Source organism: Vibrio sp. NH-UV-68, assembly GCF_042940635.1.
Lineage (GTDB): Bacteria > Pseudomonadota > Gammaproteobacteria > Enterobacterales > Vibrionaceae > Vibrio > Vibrio pacinii.
The window spans coordinates 2,734,456-2,756,164 of the sequence record NZ_CP134975.1; the positions used below are offsets into that span (position 1 = coordinate 2,734,456).

Sequence of the window (21,709 nt, forward strand, 5' to 3'; positions counted from 1 at the left end):
TCAGTAGATGAAATTCACAGAAGAAAGGCTTGAACAAGCCATTATTGAACTGCTAGATAAAGAAGGCTATCCACATACTCGTGGTGAAGCGATTGAGCGAGCACCTGAAGATGTGCTGATTAAGTCCGATCTTCGTGAATTTCTAGCCAAACGTTACCAAGCGGAAGGCATTACAACGTATGAGATAGAGCAAATTATCCATAAGCTTGAGTACCTTCCTGCTTCGGATCTCTACGATACCAACAAAGCCATTATGAAGTTTGTCTCTGATGGTTTTTTGCTCAAGCGTGAAGATGCAAACCAGAAAGACTTATACATTCAGCTTATCGACTACGTTGACTTAGAGAACAACCGCTATCGCATCGTCAACCAAATGGAGATACAAGGCTATGAGCAGCGTATCCCTGACGGCATCTTGTACATCAATGGTTTGCCATTGGTGGTGTTTGAGTTTAAGAGCGCGATTCGTGAAGAAGCGACCATTTATGATGCGTATAAGCAGCTTACCACTCGTTATGACCGAGACATTCCTGAGCTATTTAAATACAACGCCTTGTGCGTGATTAGTGATGGTGTGAATAACAAAATGGGGTCTTACTTTGCCCCATACGAGTTTTATTACTCTTGGCGCAAAATTACGGGTGCAGAGAAGCTAGATAAAGACGGTATTGATTCACTGTTTACGATGATCAGCGGTTTGTTTAACAAAAAACGACTCACTGATGTTATACGTCACTTTATCTACTTTCCTGATACTTCAAGCAAACAAGAAAAGATTGTTTGTCGTTACCCTCAGTATTACGCAGCAACCAAGCTTTTCGCCAATATCAAACAACATATGAAGTGCTTTGATGAGCACGGTAAGCTGGTGAGTGGTGATGGTAAAGGTGGTACGTATTTTGGCGCAACTGGTTGTGGCAAGAGCTACACCATGTTGTTCTTATCTCGCCTACTGATGAAAGATGTCGAATTAGGTAGCCCAACCATTATTCTCATCACTGACCGTACTGATCTGGATGATCAGCTTTCAGGTCAATTCACCAATGCAAAAGGTTATGTGGGTGATCAAAGCATCATTAGTGTAGAGAGCCGTGCTGAACTTCGTGAACACTTGAAAGGGCGTAAAAGTGGTGGTGTATTCCTGACTACCATCCATAAATTTACTGAAGATTTGGAGCTGCTGACGGAGCGAACTAACGTCATTTGTATCTCGGATGAAGCGCACCGCAGCCAAACCAATTTAGAACAGAAAATTACCGTTACTGAAGACGGAGTGAAAAAGACTTACGGCTTTGCTAAATATCTTCACGACTCTTTACCAAATGCTACTTATGTCGGCTTTACTGGCACACCGATTGACGCAACGCTGGATGTATTTGGTGCGGTTGTAGATAGCTACACAATGACAGAATCGGTTTATGATGAAATTACTGTTCGTATTGTTTATGAAGGTCGAGCAGCAAAAGTGCTACTTGATGGTCGCCAGCTTGATGAAGTCGAAAAATACTATAAAGAATGTGAAGAAGCAGGGACAAACGAATATCAAATAGATAAAAGCAAAACGGCTATGGCGAGTATGTCTACCATACTAGGCGACCCAGATCGTATTAAAGCCATAGCGAAAGACTTTGTTGAGCATTATGAGAATCGTGTTGAAGAAGGCACGACTCAAAAAGGCAAAGCAATGTTCGTTTGTAGCAGTCGTGAAATCGCCTATCAGTTTTACAAAGAGTTGCTTGAGCTTCGCCCTGAGTGGGATGAAGTAAAAGTCTGTGAAGACGGTGCATCCCTATCAGAAAGTGATAAGAAGAAAGTGAAGCCGATGGAACGAGTCAAGATGATTATGACTCGTAACAAAGACGATGATAAAGCTCTGTGGAACAAACTCGGTAACAAAGAGTACCGTAAAGAGCTGGATCGTCAGTTTAAAAATGGTAAATCGAACTTCAAAATCGCTATTGTGGTTGATATGTGGTTAACGGGCTTTGATGTGCCGTTCCTTGATACCATCTACATTGATAAGCCTTTGCAAAAGCATAATCTGATCCAAACCATTTCGAGAGTAAACCGTAAATTTGAAGGTAAAGAGAATGGTCTGGTTGTCGATTACATCGGCATAAAAAAACAGATGAACCTTGCACTTTCTCAATATACAGCAGGGCAAGATCAGAACCTAGAAGACATTAAACAGTCGGTCATTATCGTTAAGGATCACCTGAACCTGTTGGATGGGCTGTTCCATAAGTTCGACTCTAAGCCCTACTTCAATGGTACGCCACTAGAGCAGTTACATTGCTTAAATGCTTCGGCTGATTTTGCACTAAGAACCAAGAAGTTTGAAAAGACGTTTATGGATCTGACCAAACGCCTTAAATCAGCCTATGACATTTGTGTGGGTAGTAGTGAGCTGACCAAAGAGCATAAGGACAAGATTCACTATTATCTAGCGGTTCGAACCATCGTATTTAAGATCACTACGGGTGGTGCGCCAGATGTTGACCAAATGAACCGCAAGGTGCGTGATTTGGTTAAAGACGCACTAATGAGTGATGGTGTTGAAGAGATCTTTAAACTGGGTAAGAAAGACGGTGGCGAGATTGATATTTTTGATGATGATTACCTTGCCAAGTTGGAGATGGTGAAACAGCCAAACACTAAACTTCAACTTCTTCAGCAGATGCTTGCCAAAGCGATTGGCGAGTTTAAAAAGACCAATAAAGTGAAAGGTGTCGATTTCACTAAGAAAATGAATATGTTGGTTGAAAAGTACAATGAGCGTGATGAAAAGGATGTACTTCGTTCGGAAGTCATTAATGATTTTTCTGATGAAATTATCAATCTTTACAATGAACTGCGTGCTGAGATGTCCTCGTTTGGTGAAATGGGGATAGATTTTGAAGAAAAAGCCTTTTACGACATTCTCATCTCACTGGCTCATAAGTACGACTTTACCTACCCAGAAGAGAAGCTGCTTGACCTATCTAAAGAGGTGAAGAAGGTCATTGATGATAAAGCCAAATACACCGATTGGAACAAGCGAGACGATATCAAAGCTGAACTGCATTTCGACTTGATTATCTTGCTTGATGAATGGGGATACCCGCCAATCGACCGTGATGAAGTGTACAAAGAGATTTTCGAGCAGGCTGAAAACTTTAAGAGAAACAATCCTAACCGCATCAGTAACGATGACCGACCATCAGAACCAATTCCGATGCTACTAGGAGATAAAAAACTCTATCGCGCTTCTCAAGTTTCTCGACTTTCTAATACTCAAGAACTAGCCACGATTACGTTCAAGGCGGAATTACCCTATGAGAGGGATTTTGGTTCGCTTTTCACTACGGGATATTACAGTGAGCTTAAAGAGTTAGGTATTGTTTCTTCATTGGTGCTAGATACCACAATGACCGCTTTGTCAGAGCTTGAACAAGCTACAAAGGAGCTAGAACTACCTTTGTATGATGGAGAGCGTAGTGGCATTGTCTGGGCGTTACAGTCTGCTAGAGATGGAAGTATATATGATGAGTTTATCGCTTATGCTGTCGAAGTCGCGGGAGACGAGAATTTTCGTACATACATTGAAAGTGCTATTTATGATGCCGCAAAAGCTTCATTTTGGGCATCATTCGTTTTGATACCTAACGTAATACGCAAAAAGTACCAAAAACGCTGTGAAGAAAAAAACACTCAGGCAGAGATCGATGAGGCAATCGCCAATAGCCCGAATGTCGTTGATTTTAGGAAACATATTAAATGGAAGAACAACTCGAATAATTTCATTCATTAACTGGCAATGGTAAAAACTTTATGACTATTCCCAAGCACAATGAAACTTAATGCCTTGGAACTTGATTAAAGACTAAATTGTTTGAGTTGAGTTGGTCGATACAAAAAAGCCTTTGACACTGTCGAAGGCTTTTCTAACTAAATCTGATTATGAGCGACATAGTATCTTAGTTGTACATGTAATATGTTTTATTGTGATACTTTATCCAGCTACTATTGGAAGCGTAATCGCTTTGTACGTGACCAGCACTGTAAAACCAAGCAATACGATAGCGAAAACCATAGTCGCTACTAGCTTGAGCCACACTCTCAGTTTTCTTGTATCTAAGCCCTGCTCTAATGTTCCAAGCTCATCCTTTTGCCCTGATTCAAGCTCATCACCGAGACGCTTGAACAGATCTTTATATTCATTCTCAGTAGCACTTAATGTCGCAAACTGACCTAACAGATTCCAACAGACCACGACAACCAGGAAAAACACCATCAAGCAGTACGAGATATTCTTAAAAAATTGAAGGCTTTCTATCGAGTCTGTTGCTTGCATTTGCGAAGTAGCAAACCATACACCCAATGGAATCGAAAATGTTTTGGTGGCAACTTCATCAAACACTTTATTTACTTTGTCTATGTACTCTGTTGCTTTCTCTCGATACTCTTTACGTACTTTATCAAATGAATAGTTTCGAACATATTGCTCATAACTAACTAATAATTTACTTGTAAATGCATTAAAATTGTTAACTAGATGAGGCAATCTCGACTTAGGGTCAAGATCACTTAATAGGTTGTAAAGAGCCTCGCGAACTAAACTGTTCATCGCCTCTTTGTGCTGGTCTTTACCTAGCAACTCATCATAAAAACCAATATCAATGTCTGCACTAAGCACGGAGTGATCAACAGACAAAGTTATATCTAGTGGTTGACCACATAAAATAGTATATATGTTGCCTTTGTTTACATGGGCAACATCCTTAATCAAGTTACACACTTTTGAAACATTTAGATAAGTTTTGAACTTAGCATTTGTAGAATCTTTCGTGAGAATCTCGTTGAGATCGCTGATATAGACTGCCTCAACAGGATTGAGCAGATAATCTGTATAGTTTGTTAAATCAGCCCAAGTAGAGCATATAAAGTGATCTTTGTTTTGAGCTGATTGTTTGCTTAATTCGATCTTAGCTCGATTACACACATTGTAGTGCTTATCAGTAATCTCATTGTTTACTGTTAAATCAACCTTTCTAGTATCGTCTTTATAAATACTAAATGAAGCCGAGCACAGCCCGACTTCATTCAACCGCTTAAGCTTGTCAACAATATCTGCGTTAAAGTCTACAAAACCAGACACGTCGTTACCGTCAACAACCACATCGGTCATCAACTCTCTTATCGACTTGTATAGCTTTAATGTCTCAATATTCATAGCTAGTCATTGTCTTTAGCTTCTCGCTGAAGGTCTATAATGCTCTGTTTCAATGTCTCTGGGATATCAGTAAAAATCAACTGTTCATTTTCAAATGTAACGGTCTTACCAAGCAACTCGTTGTCAAAGCTAATTGATACACCTTTACCACGGCCACTTAAGCGAACATAACGTTTCAACTCTGCTGAACTAATCGCTATTTGCTCGCTTAATTGATGTTCGTCATTACGAGCAATAGCTAAGAAATCGTCAGTTGAATCAGGGAAAACTGCATTAGCGACATGTGTTAGGAGCACTTCTTTACCCGCTTTCTGTTGCTCTTGGATAAAGCTATGAGCACTATCTAATTTTGATTGTGTCTCATCACTACCTAAGCCTAGCTCAGAAGAATAAGTTTTGATCGCTGTTTTTAAAGCACTCGTTTCACGAGTTGCGGCTTCTTTATCACGCTGACACCCAATAAAAGACTCAAAGTAATCGCGCATTTCAACAGAACGACCTGTTTTGAACTTGATATAGCGAGTACTCAAGCCCTCGTCCCAGTCAGTTAAGTTGATAGATGCGCCTAAGTGTAAGCGGTTAAGGTCTATGATTGTAGCTGAACTTAAATCAAGATCTTTACTTGCGTTAATACCGTCAATTCGATTTAGTACGGTAATCGCTAACAATGTGTTCTCACGATACTCATACATGTAAAATGCCAGTATACCACCTTTGACACTTTGGAGCTTAGGCTCACGGATAATATCAGCAAATCGCTCAGCCATGTCCTTGGTAGTTTCAACGAAGGTTTTCTCTTTATTTTGTAGGCGCTTTAACTGCTGCTCGAAAGCTGGTTCAAGCGTCGAATCACCATCTACGCCAAACTCACCAATATTAAGCGTTGATTGAGAAAACAAGTCAATTAGTTGTTCAGTTAGCTTGCTTCCTAAGCCTTCAATCGAGTTTTCTTCATCACGCAGATTTGTTACTACTGGATCACCATCGTTCTTACGTGTAACTTCATGAAGAATTACGTTCTTTATTGCCATGCTCTAGCCTTCATATAAAAACATTATGCATAGAGTACAGTAACCTAGTATTTTCAATGAAGAATTTTGTTTGATGAAAGCAGCTTAGATCTCAATAATTTAATCAATATGGGGCAACACAGTTCATATTGAACATCCACCGACTACCTAGACACACTTTTGCTTTGCCCAAACATAGCTTACCCGCCAACATCAACCTAGAGCTTAGATTCTAAAATGTTTTCATCCATAGTGAGCTAGGATACTAGCAGGGAGACCGTAAGTTCTAGTCGTGACGAACAAGATCAAGAATCAGCTTCTACACATGGTCAGACATATTGTCGAACGACAATATGAAGCAACAACTAATTAGAACATCTCTGAAACAACCCACAAATCAAAGTAACCAGTTGATATTTAAACTATCTTAAGCGTGACAATCTTACAGTGACATCTTGAAAACCAATGTCTTTTGCTGCCTTTATTGCAGCATCATAACTTTTAAACGCTTTTGCTTCTTCAGAAGCCCTCTGGCTACTCAAAACAGCATTATCAGCTTGTTTCTTGCCAATTAAAGTTAAATTGTACCCTTGGCTCATAAGAGCGTCTGTAATACATGCTTGTTTAAAGCATCCTGCGTCGAATTTTATCTTGGCTTCTTTGATTTGCACTTTACCCCCTCTCTTTTAATCAGTTTTAAAATTTGATTGATCATTTTTAAAATTTGATTGCCACGTTGATTTTTAACTTCATTACATGAATGCGTGTTTACGTTAAGTGGCTTGACTACCAGTCAAAAAAACAACATTTACCAAATAGCAGCAAAAACTGGCAGTTAAGACTTTTTGTGATGCTCGAACTCCACAACTTCGGCAGAAAGCTGCTCCTGAAGTTCGTACACACGAAACATTAGTGACTTATTTAATGTTTCGAGTTTAGTATTGATAGCAAGCGCCTCATCTCGCTCCCGCCGATACTCGATCTTTAGTTCCTTTTCACGATTTAATTCGGCTCTGAGTCTATTAATTTCACTCATATCCACTGACTCCGAAGCTATTTGCTCCGATTGTCTAGGAGCATCCAAGGAAGCGTTGTATTTTTCGATTGCTGGGTTAGCGACCTTTTCAACAAAATCCTTAAACTTATGGATATAGCTTCGCCCCAAGCCAGCCTCATTGTTAATTTTATTAAGCGTTAGGCGACCCTTTACCTTTGTTCTCAGAGGCTTACCACCTTTACCTATCAGGCGGTCTAATGCCCTTTGGAGCTTTTCCTCAGCGGAAAGAGATTTCTCTTCTTGTACCAGCGTTTTTAGTTCTTCTTGGCTCATAATATCGACTCCATCTCTTAACTAGCGCTATTAAAGATGATTTCATCGTTAAATGGCGTGTAAGAGATTTCGTGCGCCTTAAGCGTCAGTTCTTCCACTTGAATTTTCTGTTTTAAACCAGTCAGAATCGAGCTTTTCAGTGGATCGCCAGTGTTCAGGTTCGTAAACTTAGCAATCAGTCGATCTCGTTGTTTAGCAATCACTTTAGCCCCTTTATCCGAAACCACCTTGTGAGCACACTCTTTGACTTCTGCACGAAATGCCAAAGTTCCACACACTCGGTCACAAGAACCATTAGTACAATAGGCACCACTAGGGAGTTGCATAATATGGAAGTTCCCGCGACGAAGGTTTTCCTCAATATCCTCACGAGTCATGAAGATACTTTCTCCTGCCTCTAGCTTCTTCATTCGGTCTTGCATAATTGCTTCACCTTTAACACCGCTCAAGTGCTCGCTTTGGTTAAAGATTTCATCAAAAAGGTCAACACCTAAATCAATACCTGCCTCTTTCAGGTCTTCAAGGATTTCTTCATCCATCAGAAGGTCATTCATCTGCGCAAGTTCAGCATTGTTGGCATAGTAGCCTGACATGTTGATATTTTCGTGCTTGAACTGAAATTTAATCCCAGAGGCTGTACCAAATCCGTACCGAACGAAAAATACCGCAAAAGTTCGTCTAAAGTCGTGAGAAGACAAACCTGAGTATATACCACCAACTTTTAGCTCTCTCTCTCTTGTTGGATTGAGCATATTAAATTCTTCAACATCTTCAATGGTTGCCCTGTAGTCTAAGTTTTTAATAAATTTTTTCAGAGCCTTCTTCGGATTGAATATGTAGTTATTACTTGCGTGCTTTGTTGCTTGAGGCCGTATAAATACTGACTCCAACTGCCTTCTCAAATGGTTAATAATTTCAGGGGTTTCACCTTGTCTTTCTTTTTCATCAACCTCCTTTTGATAAAGCGCTCGGTTAGCCGCCATCATGTCGTAGGCTAGCTCTAGTGCAACTTTAGCTACGGGATGCGATTGCCATGTAACAGTCTTAGGCTTGGCATTATAACCTTTGGTTGTTTCCCCTATAAGGACAGTGACCTTGTTACTATTAACGATGACTTCATCAGCACTATTGGCATTAAAACTTACCGCCTCACCAATTCGAACCCCTGAAAACCCCTGAGTAACGATTAGACAACTGACCAGAATATCAGAGAGCTGAGAACCATCTAGCCTTATATCAAAGTCAGGAATATCATGAACTATGCGCTTTATAGCGTGCCTAACTCTCAAATTAATTGCACCAGGTGACATTGAGAGTTCATCACGTCCATTACCACGACCGTCAGTAGCAAGTCTTTCCCCTGACCTTACCCGCTCCTGAATATCATACGCCTGACTCATAATATTTGAGATGTCATCACGATAGGGGTGATACTTTTCAACAACTTCTAGGGCATGAGACAGGATGCGCTGATACAATCGATGCGGAATAGCGACATGTTGTTTCGTTTCACTATTGGATGCGCACTTCTCTAGCGCCTTTGAATCAATGTAGACGTTTAACTCCCTACACTCCGTCAGTTTGTTCAATGACTGAAGAATTTGTTGAATAGTGCCAGAGCGAAGTTTCTTTTGTTTCAGTTGACGAAGAAAGGACTTCCACCCACGGTTATTTTCTAGGTTGTGCCATTCTGTGCCATCTAAGCAGCCTGCAATATGCTGCAATCCATTTTTTAGTTGATCCATATAATTGACTGATAAATACGATGAGTTTTTATCCTTGTAATGGTGATATATCTTATAGAGCGCATCCTGTATTCCGTTAATATATTCAGACTTTGTTGCCCTAAAACTCACGGTTAAGCTATATCGAACCCCAGCCGTATGCGAGGGAGAGAAATCCCACTCATCAACGTGGTATGGCTTATCTGTAGCATCGATTTTATCTAACCCTTCCATAAAAAAAGCCCTTGGAGACTTCTGAAAAGGCGCTAGTGAAGTCACGTTATTGTGAGTGTTGCGTTTGTGATCATTCATGAAAATGCTTCCAGTAAGTCCTTTAGGCTGTATCCATCGCTGTAAAGCGGGTGGGGGGAGTCGCTATGTTTTTCCTGAGCTTGAGCATAATTATCAGGGGAAACCACTTTAAATCGCGTTAGAATCGATTTTATGGTGTTACACAACTTGTGAAATTTATCCGTTGGCAAGCTATTAATTGCTGGATAGTCTTTCATTTGTTGCAACGTATCATTAAAGGACATCATCAACCAAATATCTTCTACCTCAGACACCAACCGATGATATTCACATTCAAAACAGCCGAGAAAGTCGGTACATTTTTTCTCTTCTGACTGTTTAATGCCCATTTTTTCTAAATTTTTCTTAATGGTATTTGCTGCGCCTTTCGTCGCATCTTTACAGCGAACACCAAGTGGCGTTTGTGCGTCATTTTCCCGTTCTTCTTTGCGTAGCCGCTTATAGTCATAATCACTCAACACATCGGCGTAGCTGAACTTTGCCTGACTTGCTGCCTCATGAGGGTCTGTTCCATTTTTCACAGCGTCATACAGAGCTTCATTTGTCGCAGCAAGACTGCGTTGATGGTCACTTTCGTTGCCATGAGCATAACTAGCCTGAATCGTTTTAACGTCGTTATTCGCTGACATCGAGACCAAGTAAATATCCTCAGTCACCCTCATTAACGTGTCGATCTTGGTTTGGCGCAATATCGAAGGAGTGATATGGGCAAGCCCTAATTTTTTCGTAAAACTATTAATACTCTTTTGAGGCGTGGTTCGCCCCGCTTCAACACACCCTCTTATTTCACCCGACTGCATAAAGTGAGGAAAAACCCAATCAGTGCCTGACTCCTTCTGAAGCTCCTTGGATATTTCCAACCATTGATGGAAGAACTCTTGAGTCTTTTTATGAAACCCCATAGAGGTGTCAAAACCTAGATGTTTTGCGCGGGCTTTGGTCATATCAAAGTACATTTTTCCATGTGATTCATCTGTAAATCTCACATCGCTAAAACGAAGATTTAAGAGAGGGGTCGTGTTCTGACCTGTGAAGCAGAATGCCAATATAGAAGCCAGCCGAGTAAACTGGTTACGTGTTGCATTTTCGTTACACACAGAGGTTTTAAAACTATTTTTTTGATGGGCTCTTTTTCTTACCGTCCATCCTTCTTTTTGAGCCACCTGATTAAACCTCTGTTCATTCCAGAAAGGATGAATATCAGGCCGAGTTCCTTCAAGAAAGTGCTTTCTAAATTGACCAAAAGCCGCAATGAAACATCGAACTAACGGTTTGAACTCACCAGAAACATCAATCCCTTTGTGGGATTCAGTCTCTTTTTTTGTCCCTTTAATCGACTTTAGTCCCTTCGCTTCTAGACTGCGGTTATGGGATGTAAGAAAGAAACTCAACATCTGCTTTGCGCCATTCCAGGTTCCTAACTTTTGCTCACCTCGGTTACATTTCTCTTGGTGATAATCCATGTAGGCGTTATAGAGGTCAGGGTGAAAATAATCACCGTCAATCGGCTCTCGTTGAATGGTATCAAGCCAACGAATATAAGACCTCAAATGCTCAAAATATCGTTTCTTAGTGCGATTAAAGTCTGTTTTTAGCAGCAGGTAGATATCCCGCACAAAGCGCTCTCGACTCAACACAGGGATGTAGTCCACCCCCTTTATTTTTTCACCTTTTGGGGCGTAGTTAGGCGCACCTTTATATACAAGTTGATCAATGTGGGTTGTACCCCCATCACACTTCAGCTTTAATTCTGACAAATGGAGCGGCTCAACCGTGGCGGCGGGTTGCCCATAAAAGTCATCATCAAGTTCAACGGATTTAGAGCGAGTTTTACGACTCATTGAGATGCCTCTTTTTTATAAGTTTTTTCGACCTCAGGGAGGTTATCCACCTCATCTTCCTCATCGAACACACCGAGATAATCCAGCACATCCTCCCAAATTTCGTCACCTGTTGGCTGCTCTTGAGCTACTTTTAAGTAAAGCAACGTGGTAGATAGGTCTTCATGCCCAAGGAGTGCTGACACTCGTGCTAGCGCATCGTCAGCGCTCATTTTTTTCAACAACGTCCGAAAAATAGAAACAGCAAAAGTAGCGCGAAGATTATGAACTACTGCATCAATATCATTGACCAGATTCATCCTTGCGGTTTTTCTTACCTCATTCCATCGAGTATTGATTTCTTCCAATTTCTTAAAAAACGGAACACCTGAGTTGCTAATAAAAAGATATTTCTTCGCCTCATCAACACCATCAACACCATCAAAGTACGCATCATTGCCAGCTTCTCTCTCAACCAAACACCTCTCTCTAAATTTCTCAAAACGATTTTTATATCTTTCAGAATGGCTATATTGGTAAAGCTCAAGCATCAATGAGCTAGGGATAATTGTACGGCGAGATTTATTATTATAGCCGCCACTAGGATCTTTAGTCAGAGAGCCATATTGGTCACCAACACCAAGCCTCAACATAACGCCTTCCGTATTAGGACGAATGATTTGGCCTAGATGTAAACTCGCCCCCTCCTCCTTGCGCAGACCTGTATAACGAAGAAGGCAAAACAGCAAACAATACTCCTCAGGCAGACTTACTAGCTTTTCGTCACCCTTAACGTTCTTGAGCACTCGTTTAGTCTGAACAAGAATGTTTTTAATTGCCTTCCATTCACTATTGGCAAGCGGCTTTAACTCACGTCGAGCATTAGGTAGCCTTCCACCATCATTTTGCTTAGATTTTGCGAAACTTAATCGAAGGTCGGTAGTTTGCACCTCTTTACGCTTATGAGCCTTCATGTTAGTGCCGCTGTTATCGATATCAATCAGGAAGGTCTCAAATTCAAATGGTGGGTTATTAAATTTCATGCCCTGCCTGAGGTGGTACTTGTAAAAATCAATCATTGAACGCACGTATGACATTGCAGTAGTTTTAGATAATCCTGTGCCATCGAGAGTAGTCCTTTGGACAGCATTTCTATACATAGTGGTGACACGTTGGTTTTTTCTAGGAGAAAAACTATCCCATGCAGGGCGGGGAGGGTCGATTAAAGGATCGTAATCTTCGTTATCATATTTAGCGTCCCATTTTGCCTGAGCATCTAATATAAACCTGAAAAAGTGAACGAGAGCTTTAGAAGCTTGCTGAGCGTCTTCTTTGTCATCGACAACGTGTTTTGCAAGGATGAACTCATTTACGTAATTCATTGGTTCGTAGGAAACCAAATCTCCTTTAACGAAAATTGGATTACCATGTTCATCTTTAATTGGTTTATCGTTCTCATCTAGCAGATTTACTTTCTCGTAACCAACTAGACTCAGGAAGATAATCTTCTTGATGTGCGTATGATTGTCTTTGTTTGGAGAGTATTGGTATTGAGGCTCACCATTATCATCAATGAACACTGATGGTTTTCGATAAGTGAAGTGCTTAATTGTTTTTGTCTTGATGTCGTAAATAATATCAGTCACTTGAATATCGCCAATTCATTCTCTAGTCACCACTTACCATATCACACCTTTTCACCATTAAAAGTGTATGGTTAACAAAAATTAAAAAAGAGTTAAAAAAAAGCCTCACCATGTGGCAAGGCTCTCATAAATTCGCACTTTTAATCTTCATCAAAATCGTCTGGGTCTTCATACTCATCAGAATCGTAGGGGTGTTCGTAGTAAGTGCCCCAGCCGTCATAGATGATGTCGTATTTTTCAGCAAGATGGATCAGTTTTTCAACTTGCGCATCAATCGCTTCTGCGTTTAGTGTCGACTCCATGGTCGCATCACAGCAGAGTAACTTTTTGCCATCTTCGTCTTCTGTCTCTTCAGCTTCAAGGACTTCAAAGCCCATCTTGAACGCTTCAACTACCGCTTTTTCTAGTGTGTTGAAATCTTCAGCAAAAAGATGATGTTCAATATCGTACAAAGCATCTGGATCACTGCCATCTTCCAATAAGGCTTGAATGATATCGCGAGTATCCTCTTTTTGAATTTCAATTAACGCTTCAACAGATAGATATTCATCTTCATGAGACATATGTCGTGCTCCAGATAGTGACAAAATTGATCATAAGTAACAGCGGTGAAATATCGCATGGATCCAGTGAAAATACTACCTGAAATCGGCCAAGATCCAGATCTTTATCCGCAGAATTGCTAGCGATCAAGTAAGATCCACTTCACAACAATGACAATTAACATTTTTTTAGCAATGTGGTAATTCAGAACATTCTATCTGTGCGGCTAAAGCTGGTTATGCTTAGGCTTTATGCGTTTTTATCTTGTCTATTTGCATATCCCAAGCAAGGTGGGAAATGAATAAAAACATGACTATTTTAATCCACCTTGCTGATATCTGCATAGCTATGCTCGATTATAGCGGCATTTCGCATTCATGACCGCCAATCGAGACGAATAGCAACGCAGTTCAACGCCTGAGTAACAAAAGTCAACAATAGTGATAGTTCGCATAAAACCACCACACATCAGAACATATGACTAACATATCCATTTTTAGCCACTCATCCATCCATTAAATAGGCTTGCATCTTTATAACAATCTTGACATAACTAGGCTCAGGAATAATAAGTAAGGATACATGATGAGTAAGTTGTACGTAGGCTCAGAAGTTGGTCAATTAAGACGAGTATTGTTAAACCGACCTGAGCGCGCACTCACCCACCTCACCCCTTCAAACTGTCACGAATTACTGTTTGATGACGTTCTCGCTGTCGAGGCCGCTGGTGAAGAGCATGATAAGTTTGCTCAGACACTGACAAACCAAGGCGTCGAGGTGTTACTACTGCACGATCTGTTGGTTGAAACCTTAGCCGTCGAGGAAGCAAAAAGCTGGCTACTCAATACGCAAATTTCAGATTTGCGCTACGGCCCCACTTTCGCCAGAGATTTACGCCATTACTTATTAGATATGGATAACGACCATCTCGCCACGATACTGCTTGGGGGCCTGGCTTACTCAGAGCTACCCATTCAGTCCGCCTCAATGCTACCAAGTATGCATCGGCCGCTCGACTTTGTGATTGAGCCGTTACCTAATCACCTTTTCACACGCGATACCTCATGTTGGGTATACGGTGGTGTGTCGCTCAACCCAATGATGAAAGCGGCCCGTCAGCGTGAAACCAACCACCTTCGAGCCATCTATCGCTGGCATCCAGTCTTTGCTGGACAAGACTTCATCAAGTACTTTGGCGATGAAGATCTGCATTACGACAACGCGAATATTGAAGGCGGTGATGTTCTGGTTATCGGCAAGGGCGCCGTTTTGGTCGGGATGTCTGAACGGACCACGGCTCAAGGTGTTGAAAACCTTGCGGCAAACTTGTTTAAACATGGCCAGGCCAAACAAGTGATTGCAATTGAGCTACCAAAACACCGCTCTTGCATGCACCTTGATACCGTTATGACGCATATGGATATCGACACGTTTTCTGTTTACCCAGAAATCATGCGTAAAGACCTTAACACCTGGAGTTTAACCGCTAAAGATGGCGGTGAGATGAAGGTCGAAAAAGTGCCAAGCTTTATCCACGCAATCGAACAAGCGCTTGATCTTGACTACCTTAAGATCATTACCACCGGTGGTGATAGCTATGAAGCTGAACGCGAACAGTGGAATGACGCCAATAACGTACTTACGGTTAAGCCGGGAGTGGTGATCGGCTATGAGCGTAATGTTTATACCAATGAGAAATACGATAAGGCAGGCATTGAAGTGTTGACCATTCCGGGCAACGAGCTAGGACGTGGCCGTGGCGGTGCACGCTGTATGAGTTGCCCTATTGAACGTGATGGGATTTAGCGAGAAAATTTAAAGGGTTGGCACTATGTGCCAACCCTTTTCTTTTACTTTCAGGCGATTAGGAATAAACGAGAACAGTCACCGTTAATAACTTTCAACGATATCGCCGCTCTCATCTCTCGAAAGGCGAAGCCTGCTCTGGCTTTACTCAGTACCACCGACCGTAATTGAATCTAACTTAAGCGTCGGCTGACCAACCCCGACAGGAATACTCTGACCCGCTTTACCACACACACCAACACCACGGTCAATGCTGAGATCGTTACCGACCATAGAGACTTGCTGCATCGCTTCAATACCAGAACCGATCAGCGTGGCCCCTTTGACGGGACGAGTGATTTTTCCGTCTTCAATCAAATACGCTTCCGATGCTGAGAACACAAACTTACCTGAGGTAATATCCACTTGCCCACCACCAAAGTTCGGTGCATATAAGCCCTTCTTCACGGTTGAAATAATCTCTTCAGGAGTATGCTGTCCAGGCAACATATAGGTATTGGTCATCCGTGGCATCGGCAGGTGCGCATAAGACTCACGGCGGCCATTACCCGTTGGGCTAACTCCCATCAAACGAGCATTGAGCTTATCTTGCATATAGCCTTTTAACACACCGTTTTCGATTAAGGTGTTGTATTGACCATTCACCCCTTCGTCATCGATATTAAGTGAACCACGCAGATCTTTTAGCGTACCATCATCAACGATAGTACAAAGATCAGAAGTCACCTTTTGACCAATCTTACCGCTAAAGACAGAAGCCTCTTTACGATTAAAGTCGCCTTCCAAGCCATGTCCGACCGCTTCATGGAGTAATACACCAGGCCAGCCAGAACCGAGAACAACAGGCATCGTCCCTGCAGGAGCAGCATCCGCAGCTAAATTAACCAACGCGGTACGAATTGCTTCATCGGCATATTGGTAAGCGACTTTAGCCCCTTCACTCTCACTGAGGAAAAAGTCATAGTCAAAGCGACCACCGCCACCAGCACTACCTCGCTCGCGGCGCTCACCCTGTTGTGCCAGCACACTGATCGATAAACGCACCAATGGTCGAATATCACCAGCATAGGTGCCATCGGTTGCTGCAACCAACACTTGCTCATGCACACCACTTAGACTAATCGAGACTTCTTTAATCAACGGCTCTTTAGTACGAATATAAGCATCCAACTCTTTCAGCAGTTGTGTTTTTTGTTCTTTTGCCCAACTTTCCAGTGGGTTAACAGCAGCATAGTAATGCTGATTCTCATTGCGCTTAAACGCTTGAAGCTGACCATTTTGACCTTGCTGTGCGATACCTCGCGCCGCATGGGCACTCTGCTTAAGGCCTTCGAGTTGAATCTGATCTGAGTAAGCGAAGCCAGTTTTCTCACCAGCGACCGCGCGTACACCGACACCACAATCGATGTTAAACGAGCCATCTTTAATAATGCTGTCTTCAAGCACTAACGATTCATGCCAGCTAGATTGAAAATAGATATCTGCATAATCGATTTGACGAGTTGCAATACTCGCCAACGTGTCGATGATCTCTTTTTCTCCCAAACCGGCGGGTTTTAGCAACGCATTTTCTACGTGGTTTATAGTCATATATGTGCTCTTACTCTTTTTGTAACTGGTTGCTGAATCGAGCATGCTGACGAATCGGCATGGCTGCTCTTAATTGTTCTACTTGGCTTAAGTCGATATCGACCAATATATTACCGACTTGATCGGTCAGTGAAGCGATCACCTCACCCCATGGCGAAATCACCATTGAGTGCCCCCATGTTTCACGACCGCAGGGATGGGTGCCCACTTGATTGACGGCAATCACCCAAGCTTGTGTTTCAATCGCACGCGCGCGCAGTAATGTTTGCCAGTGGGCGCGGCCAGTGACAGCCGTAAAGGCCGCTGGGACAGTGATCACATTAGCGCCTAATCGCGCCAGTTCACTATACAGTGCAGGAAAGCGTACATCATAACAGATCGTCAGGCCTAGGTGGGCAAATGGCGTGCTGTAATCGACGACTTGCTGACCTGGCGTGAACGTTTCTGACTCGCGGTAACGTTGATGACCATCGGCGACATCAACATCAAACATGTGCAACTTATCATAGTGACACACCAACTCACCCTGTGGTGAAAACAGTAAACAGGTGGTTGTTACGCCATTATTTCGGCTTATCGGCATACTGCCGATAAGTAGCCACACACCATATTCATCGGCGATACTGGCAAGCGCTTTTTGTAGTGGTCCATCAGCCAGAGGTTCAGCCACTTGATGGTAATCACTACGACTACCAAACACTAAAGCATTTTCTGGCGTGACGATCAGTTCAGCTCCCTGCTGCGCAAGCTGCATCACCTGCTGTTTAATGTACGATAAATTGAGCTCAGGGTCGGGCCCTGAGGTCATTTGTATTAAACCGACTCGTTCCATGAGTATTATCCTTATTCAATCACTGTGCGCAGTTTCTCTGGTAATTTAAATTCACCTCTACTGCGTGACAGCTCTTTAACGACAGGTGCATCTAACGGCCCTTTGACTTGATAGTCAACCTGAGTAAACACTTCAACGACAGGTGAAATCACCGTGGTAATGGCCAAAACATACAAAGCGGTCTGTGGTGCCACTGCAAAAGCCGTCAGTACTGGCAGACCTGACGTTATATCCGGTACGAACTTCACTTCGGCATCGACCATACGGGTATTTAGATTGGCTAGACCTTTGATGGTCATTTCACCGGCCACTGCATCCATCTCGATATCATTAGTAAGAAAAATACCGTTACGAATCGAGCCACTGCCAGTAATCGAATTAAATGCCATCCCTTTGTCAAACACATCACTGAAATCAAGCTGCATTTTACGAATAATCGAATCTAAACTAAATAACCCCAGCAATCTTGCCGCGCCACTGACATCAGAAATGAACCCTTTACCTAGCTTAGTCGAGACCTCGCCCGAGAGGGTATCCATCCGCCCAGACCAAGGCGAGCCATCCCATTGCACATCGGCGGTGATATCAAAAGGCGCACGTTGAATTCCGCTGGTAATACCAAAGCGCTCCATCACGTCACTGTTATTTTCGCCCGAGATGTGGATATCAAATTGAGTGTGACTTTGTGTTTCATTCAGTAACCACCAGCCCTTGATATCGGCTCGGTTGGTGCCGCTTTCAAATGTGAGATTTTTCCACTCAAGTTTATCGCCTTGACGCTGTAAATCGAGATGCGCCTTGCCAACCCGATAGCCCTGTAGCCAAAAATCATCAATGGTCAGCGTGATATTAGGAATTTGCTGATGAACCTGACGCTCAAACGCACTGATCAGTGGTCGGTCAGAATTTTCTGGCTCAAACATCAATGGTTCTTGACGCTCTTCATCCAATGCCGGGACGTAGACATGCAATCGTTCTAGCGCCACAGACAAGTCATACGGATCCAGATAATTCGCCTCGCCTTTGGCTTCTTGGCTATCCAAGCTGAGATACCAACCCAACCCTTTGCGCTTAGCGCTAAAGTCGACATCATTCCAGTCGATGCCTGCAATACGCAACTCCTTGGCATCAATATCAATTCTTGCAGGAAAAGGGATTTCAGGCGTTTTTAACTTTGCCAGTATCGCTTGAGACGGCCCTTGATCTGCACTCAACATTTCAAGCCAATCATCTAAGTCGAATGAATCGAGCCTGATCTGCGCTTGATGACCCACCACAGGACTAATTTTAAAACTGCCTTTGCCAAGTACTAAATTGGTATCGGTCAGAACAGGAACGTTCGGTCGAATATCAATTTCAGCTTGATATTTAAAGTTGGGGATTTGCACTCGCGCCGTAATGCTTTCTTGATTACCCGAAGCTTGCAAGCGAGCTTTCCCTGCCTCGCCAAACGATTTCGCTAAAGGCTGTGGTAAGTGACTACTTACCAACTTTAAATCTGCTTCGGTATCAACTTGATAGGTAAAACCGACATCATTAAGCTGGATGTCGACATCCATGCGCCATGGTGCATGACCATCAACTGGGCCTAACCAATGTTTACCAAGGTATGGCGTCAGTGGTTTGATGTCCCAATCACCAACAACATCAATTGCCACACCATAACCTTGTGCAATGTTTTCACCACTAAAATCAATCGCCACTGGCTGCGTCAGCAGTGTCGCTTCAAGGCCTGCCGCACTGACAACGTCGTTATCAAATTTCACTCGGCCCGATACCGTTTCCAGTGTCATTGGCGGCGCTTCAATCGTAACGTGATTATCGGCAAGATCGGCATAACCCCAAGCGCGAGCTTCCTTTGTACTGTCAAACGGAATATTAAGCTGAAAGCTCGACTCAACCAGACCATCGACTTGTACTGCGGTCAATGCAGCGCCAACCGAATCCACTAACGGAGATGCGGTCATGTAATCACGTACCGCATTCCCCTCGGCAACCGCTTGGGCTTCTATTTCAATATGCCCGCCCGGAGCTAAGTGTGGAATACGGCCAGTAATACGCTTCGCATCGACATCCATTAAAGTGGCACTATGAGAGTCCAAGTACATGGCGTCATTTTGGAACAGCAAATCGAGCTGAAGATCAGTAATCGATGGCCACGCGGTATCAAAGCTGAATTTTGCTTGTTTTAAGCCTACCCACGCTTGGAACATGCCATTGTTATTTTGATAGGGAAAATCGCCCAATTCCCCATACCACAGCAGTTTTGCGGTATTGACCTTACCAGCCTGAATCGCAGTACTTAAATAATCCGTGAGACTTTGACCAAGCGCTAAGGTCGGCAGATAACGCCAAGTTTCACCCGCGTTGTATAAGTCGGCTTCGGCATAGAAGGAAAGAAATGGGCTTTGGTGGTCGGGAAAATCAAGACGAAATGCCCCCAACACTTGCAGATCTGGGGTGGCGGCAGTGACTTTATCAGCCCACAAACTCCAGCCATGTTGACTATTTTGCCACACCAGATCAACTTGACCTTGTTTGATATTCAGCGGGGCTTGAAACACCTCACCATAAGGTAACGTATCGTCAATCAATGTGACATGGGCCTGCGCCTGTTGCAGGTTACCTGCGATCGACGCTGATAACTGATGTACCTCTGGCAGCAATTCCCATTGCGACATACTGCCCTGACTAAGCTCGGCCGAATAGTGCAGATTCTCCCAGCCTCCATGAGCGGAGATCCGGATGTCTTCGACCAATCCACCCAGCGACAATTTTTCGAGAAACTCATTGGCAGTATTGGATTCTGGCACCAGTTTGAAGAGGGGTGTGATGGCCGCAACATCAAGCTGAGAAACGTTGATACGCCAAACATCCGGCTGCCAATCAAATGCCATGTCGAGTTCTGGCCAGGCTTTGTCATCGGTATATAAATTAAGTGAGTAAGCATTTACTTGCCAACCGCTTTTACGCGGCTCAAGTTCTAAAACACCTGACTCTAGAAACAGCTCATGGCGTTTGCCTTCTTGCCAAATCAACTCGGATGACTGCAATTCAACATAAGCGCTAACTGGTTGATTTCGTTCTAATGTTAACCAACTACTAAAGCTTACTTGGCCTTTATCAATTCCCATTTCACTTTGGAAATACTTAGTCAGCCACGGAGTAATAAGAACATTTTGCGCAGAGGCATAGAATTCACCACTGACCTCACTGAGTGAACCGTGATCGATGAAGTCAGCTTTGACTCTGGCTGAGTTAACATTACTTTGCGCAAGATTAACTTCACCATCGGCCAAATGGCGACGGCCATCGTTTTGCCACTGTAAGTGGGTAATCTCAAGGTCGCGCGGTATACCATCAATACCTAAGAAGTGAATTTTTGACTGCTTCAGAGAAAAGCTATCTAGCTGACGCAACAGCAATTGATCAAGTTGCTCGATAACAGTTTTTTGCTCTCCCTGAGGATTAAGCTCCGGCGTATCGCTGTCAGTGACCCACTCAACTGAACTAATGTCGAGGTTAAGCTGATGAATACTCAGATCCGCCACCACAGGTTGGCGTTGAATCAGCGATTGAAAGAGGTCGAGTTCAATCTCGACATTTTGAGCAGAAAACTCAATTCCACTGCTTTTCGGCGTATTAGCCTTAGCCCCACGCAGCGAAACTGACGGATGGGTATTACGCCAGAAACCGTGAATTTCGCTGATTTCAAACTCAAGTCCTGAGCTTTGATTGATCCAAGCTTGGATCTGAGGTTGAAAGTGGTTGAGCTGCGGCAAGGCGATACGGAGCCCAGTGACGGTAATCGCCAATAGCACCAGTACCGACACTGTAAACCAGAGAAAAAATCGCGTTAAGCGCGTAAGCGTGGAATTCACAAC

Annotated in this window: 13 protein-coding genes; 2 read left to right on the forward strand and 11 right to left on the reverse strand. The window is 43.0% G+C overall.

Going from position 1 to position 21,709, the window contains the following annotated elements:
* Positions 1-7 precede the first annotated feature (7 nt).
* Positions 8-3,790: an HsdR family type I site-specific deoxyribonuclease gene (locus tag ViNHUV68_RS12495; protein WP_391088379.1), complete on the forward strand. Its 3,783-nt coding sequence runs from the start codon at positions 8-10 to the stop codon at positions 3,788-3,790.
* Positions 3,791-3,991: 201 nt separating this feature from the next.
* Here the strand turns inward: ViNHUV68_RS12495 and ViNHUV68_RS12500 are convergent, their stop codons facing one another.
* The 8 genes from ViNHUV68_RS12500 to rraB form a co-directional block, all read right to left on the reverse strand.
* Positions 3,992-5,212, reverse strand: coding sequence for a hypothetical protein (locus ViNHUV68_RS12500; protein ID WP_391088381.1), 1,221 nt, complete (start codon positions 5,210-5,212; stop codon positions 3,992-3,994).
* 2 nt (positions 5,213-5,214) lie between these two features.
* Complete coding sequence (locus tag ViNHUV68_RS12505) at positions 5,215-6,243, reverse strand: nucleoid-associated protein (RefSeq protein WP_274676072.1); 1,029 nt, start codon at positions 6,241-6,243, stop codon at positions 5,215-5,217.
* Between the two features lie 401 nt (positions 6,244-6,644).
* A complete protein-coding gene (locus tag ViNHUV68_RS12510) occupies positions 6,645-6,893 on the reverse strand; it encodes a hypothetical protein (protein WP_001165850.1) in 249 nt (82 codons plus the stop codon).
* A 164-nt stretch (positions 6,894-7,057) separates the two neighbouring features.
* Entirely contained in the window at positions 7,058-7,552 is a 495-nt protein-coding gene (locus ViNHUV68_RS12515; RefSeq protein WP_372243051.1) for a hypothetical protein, read from the reverse strand.
* A 17-nt stretch (positions 7,553-7,569) separates the two neighbouring features.
* On the reverse strand, positions 7,570-9,588 hold the full coding sequence (locus tag ViNHUV68_RS12520; RefSeq protein ID WP_372243050.1) for a hypothetical protein: 2,019 nt from the start codon (positions 9,586-9,588) through the stop codon (positions 7,570-7,572).
* Entirely contained in the window at positions 9,585-11,345 is a 1,761-nt protein-coding gene (locus ViNHUV68_RS12525; protein ID WP_391088384.1) for a hypothetical protein, read from the reverse strand. Before ViNHUV68_RS12525 ends, ViNHUV68_RS12520 begins: the two co-directional genes overlap by 4 nt.
* Positions 11,346-11,425: 80 nt before the next feature.
* Positions 11,426-13,054 (reverse strand): tyrosine-type recombinase/integrase, encoded by a 1,629-nt coding sequence (locus ViNHUV68_RS12530; protein ID WP_372243048.1) that lies wholly within the window; start codon positions 13,052-13,054, stop codon positions 11,426-11,428.
* Between the two features lie 140 nt (positions 13,055-13,194).
* The gene (gene rraB / locus ViNHUV68_RS12535) at positions 13,195-13,617 is read right to left on the reverse strand and encodes a ribonuclease E inhibitor RraB (RefSeq protein WP_391088386.1); all 423 of its coding nucleotides are present in this window, start codon (positions 13,615-13,617) and stop codon (positions 13,195-13,197) included.
* A gap of 565 nt (positions 13,618-14,182) precedes the next feature.
* Between rraB and arcA the strand changes: the two genes are divergently transcribed.
* Positions 14,183-15,403, forward strand: a complete 1,221-nt coding sequence (gene arcA / locus ViNHUV68_RS12540) for an arginine deiminase (protein WP_038175318.1) — start codon at positions 14,183-14,185, stop codon at positions 15,401-15,403.
* Between the two features lie 144 nt (positions 15,404-15,547).
* Here arcA and tldD read toward each other — a convergent pair whose 3' ends face one another.
* From tldD to ViNHUV68_RS12555, 3 genes are read right to left on the reverse strand one after another with little or no spacing between them, the layout of a single operon-like run.
* Positions 15,548-16,993, reverse strand: a complete 1,446-nt coding sequence (gene tldD / locus ViNHUV68_RS12545; protein ID WP_038175317.1) for a metalloprotease TldD — start codon at positions 16,991-16,993, stop codon at positions 15,548-15,550.
* Positions 16,994-17,003: 10 nt separating this feature from the next.
* On the reverse strand, positions 17,004-17,825 hold the full coding sequence (locus ViNHUV68_RS12550; RefSeq protein ID WP_038175316.1) for a carbon-nitrogen hydrolase family protein: 822 nt from the start codon (positions 17,823-17,825) through the stop codon (positions 17,004-17,006).
* An 11-nt stretch (positions 17,826-17,836) separates the two neighbouring features.
* A complete protein-coding gene (locus tag ViNHUV68_RS12555) occupies positions 17,837-21,706 on the reverse strand; it encodes a YhdP family protein (RefSeq protein WP_391088389.1) in 3,870 nt (1,289 codons plus the stop codon).
* Positions 21,707-21,709 lie beyond the last annotated feature (3 nt).

Excerpts from the sequence above, each read along its gene's own strand:
- ViNHUV68_RS12495 (WP_391088379.1), top strand. The coding sequence starts at position 8 with ATGAAATTCACAGAAGAAAGGCTTGAACAAGCCATTATTGAACTGCTA.
- ViNHUV68_RS12500 (WP_391088381.1), bottom strand. The coding sequence starts at position 5,212 with ATGAATATTGAGACATTAAAGCTATACAAGTCGATAAGAGAGTTGATG.
- ViNHUV68_RS12505 (WP_274676072.1), bottom strand. The coding sequence starts at position 6,243 with ATGGCAATAAAGAACGTAATTCTTCATGAAGTTACACGTAAGAACGAT.
- ViNHUV68_RS12515 (WP_372243051.1), bottom strand. The coding sequence starts at position 7,552 with ATGAGCCAAGAAGAACTAAAAACGCTGGTACAAGAAGAGAAATCTCTT.
- ViNHUV68_RS12520 (WP_372243050.1), bottom strand. The coding sequence starts at position 9,588 with ATGAATGATCACAAACGCAACACTCACAATAACGTGACTTCACTAGCG.
- rraB (WP_391088386.1), bottom strand. The coding sequence starts at position 13,617 with ATGTCTCATGAAGATGAATATCTATCTGTTGAAGCGTTAATTGAAATT.
- arcA (WP_038175318.1), top strand. The coding sequence starts at position 14,183 with ATGAGTAAGTTGTACGTAGGCTCAGAAGTTGGTCAATTAAGACGAGTA.
- tldD (WP_038175317.1), bottom strand. The coding sequence starts at position 16,993 with ATGACTATAAACCACGTAGAAAATGCGTTGCTAAAACCCGCCGGTTTG.
- ViNHUV68_RS12550 (WP_038175316.1), bottom strand. The coding sequence starts at position 17,825 with ATGGAACGAGTCGGTTTAATACAAATGACCTCAGGGCCCGACCCTGAG.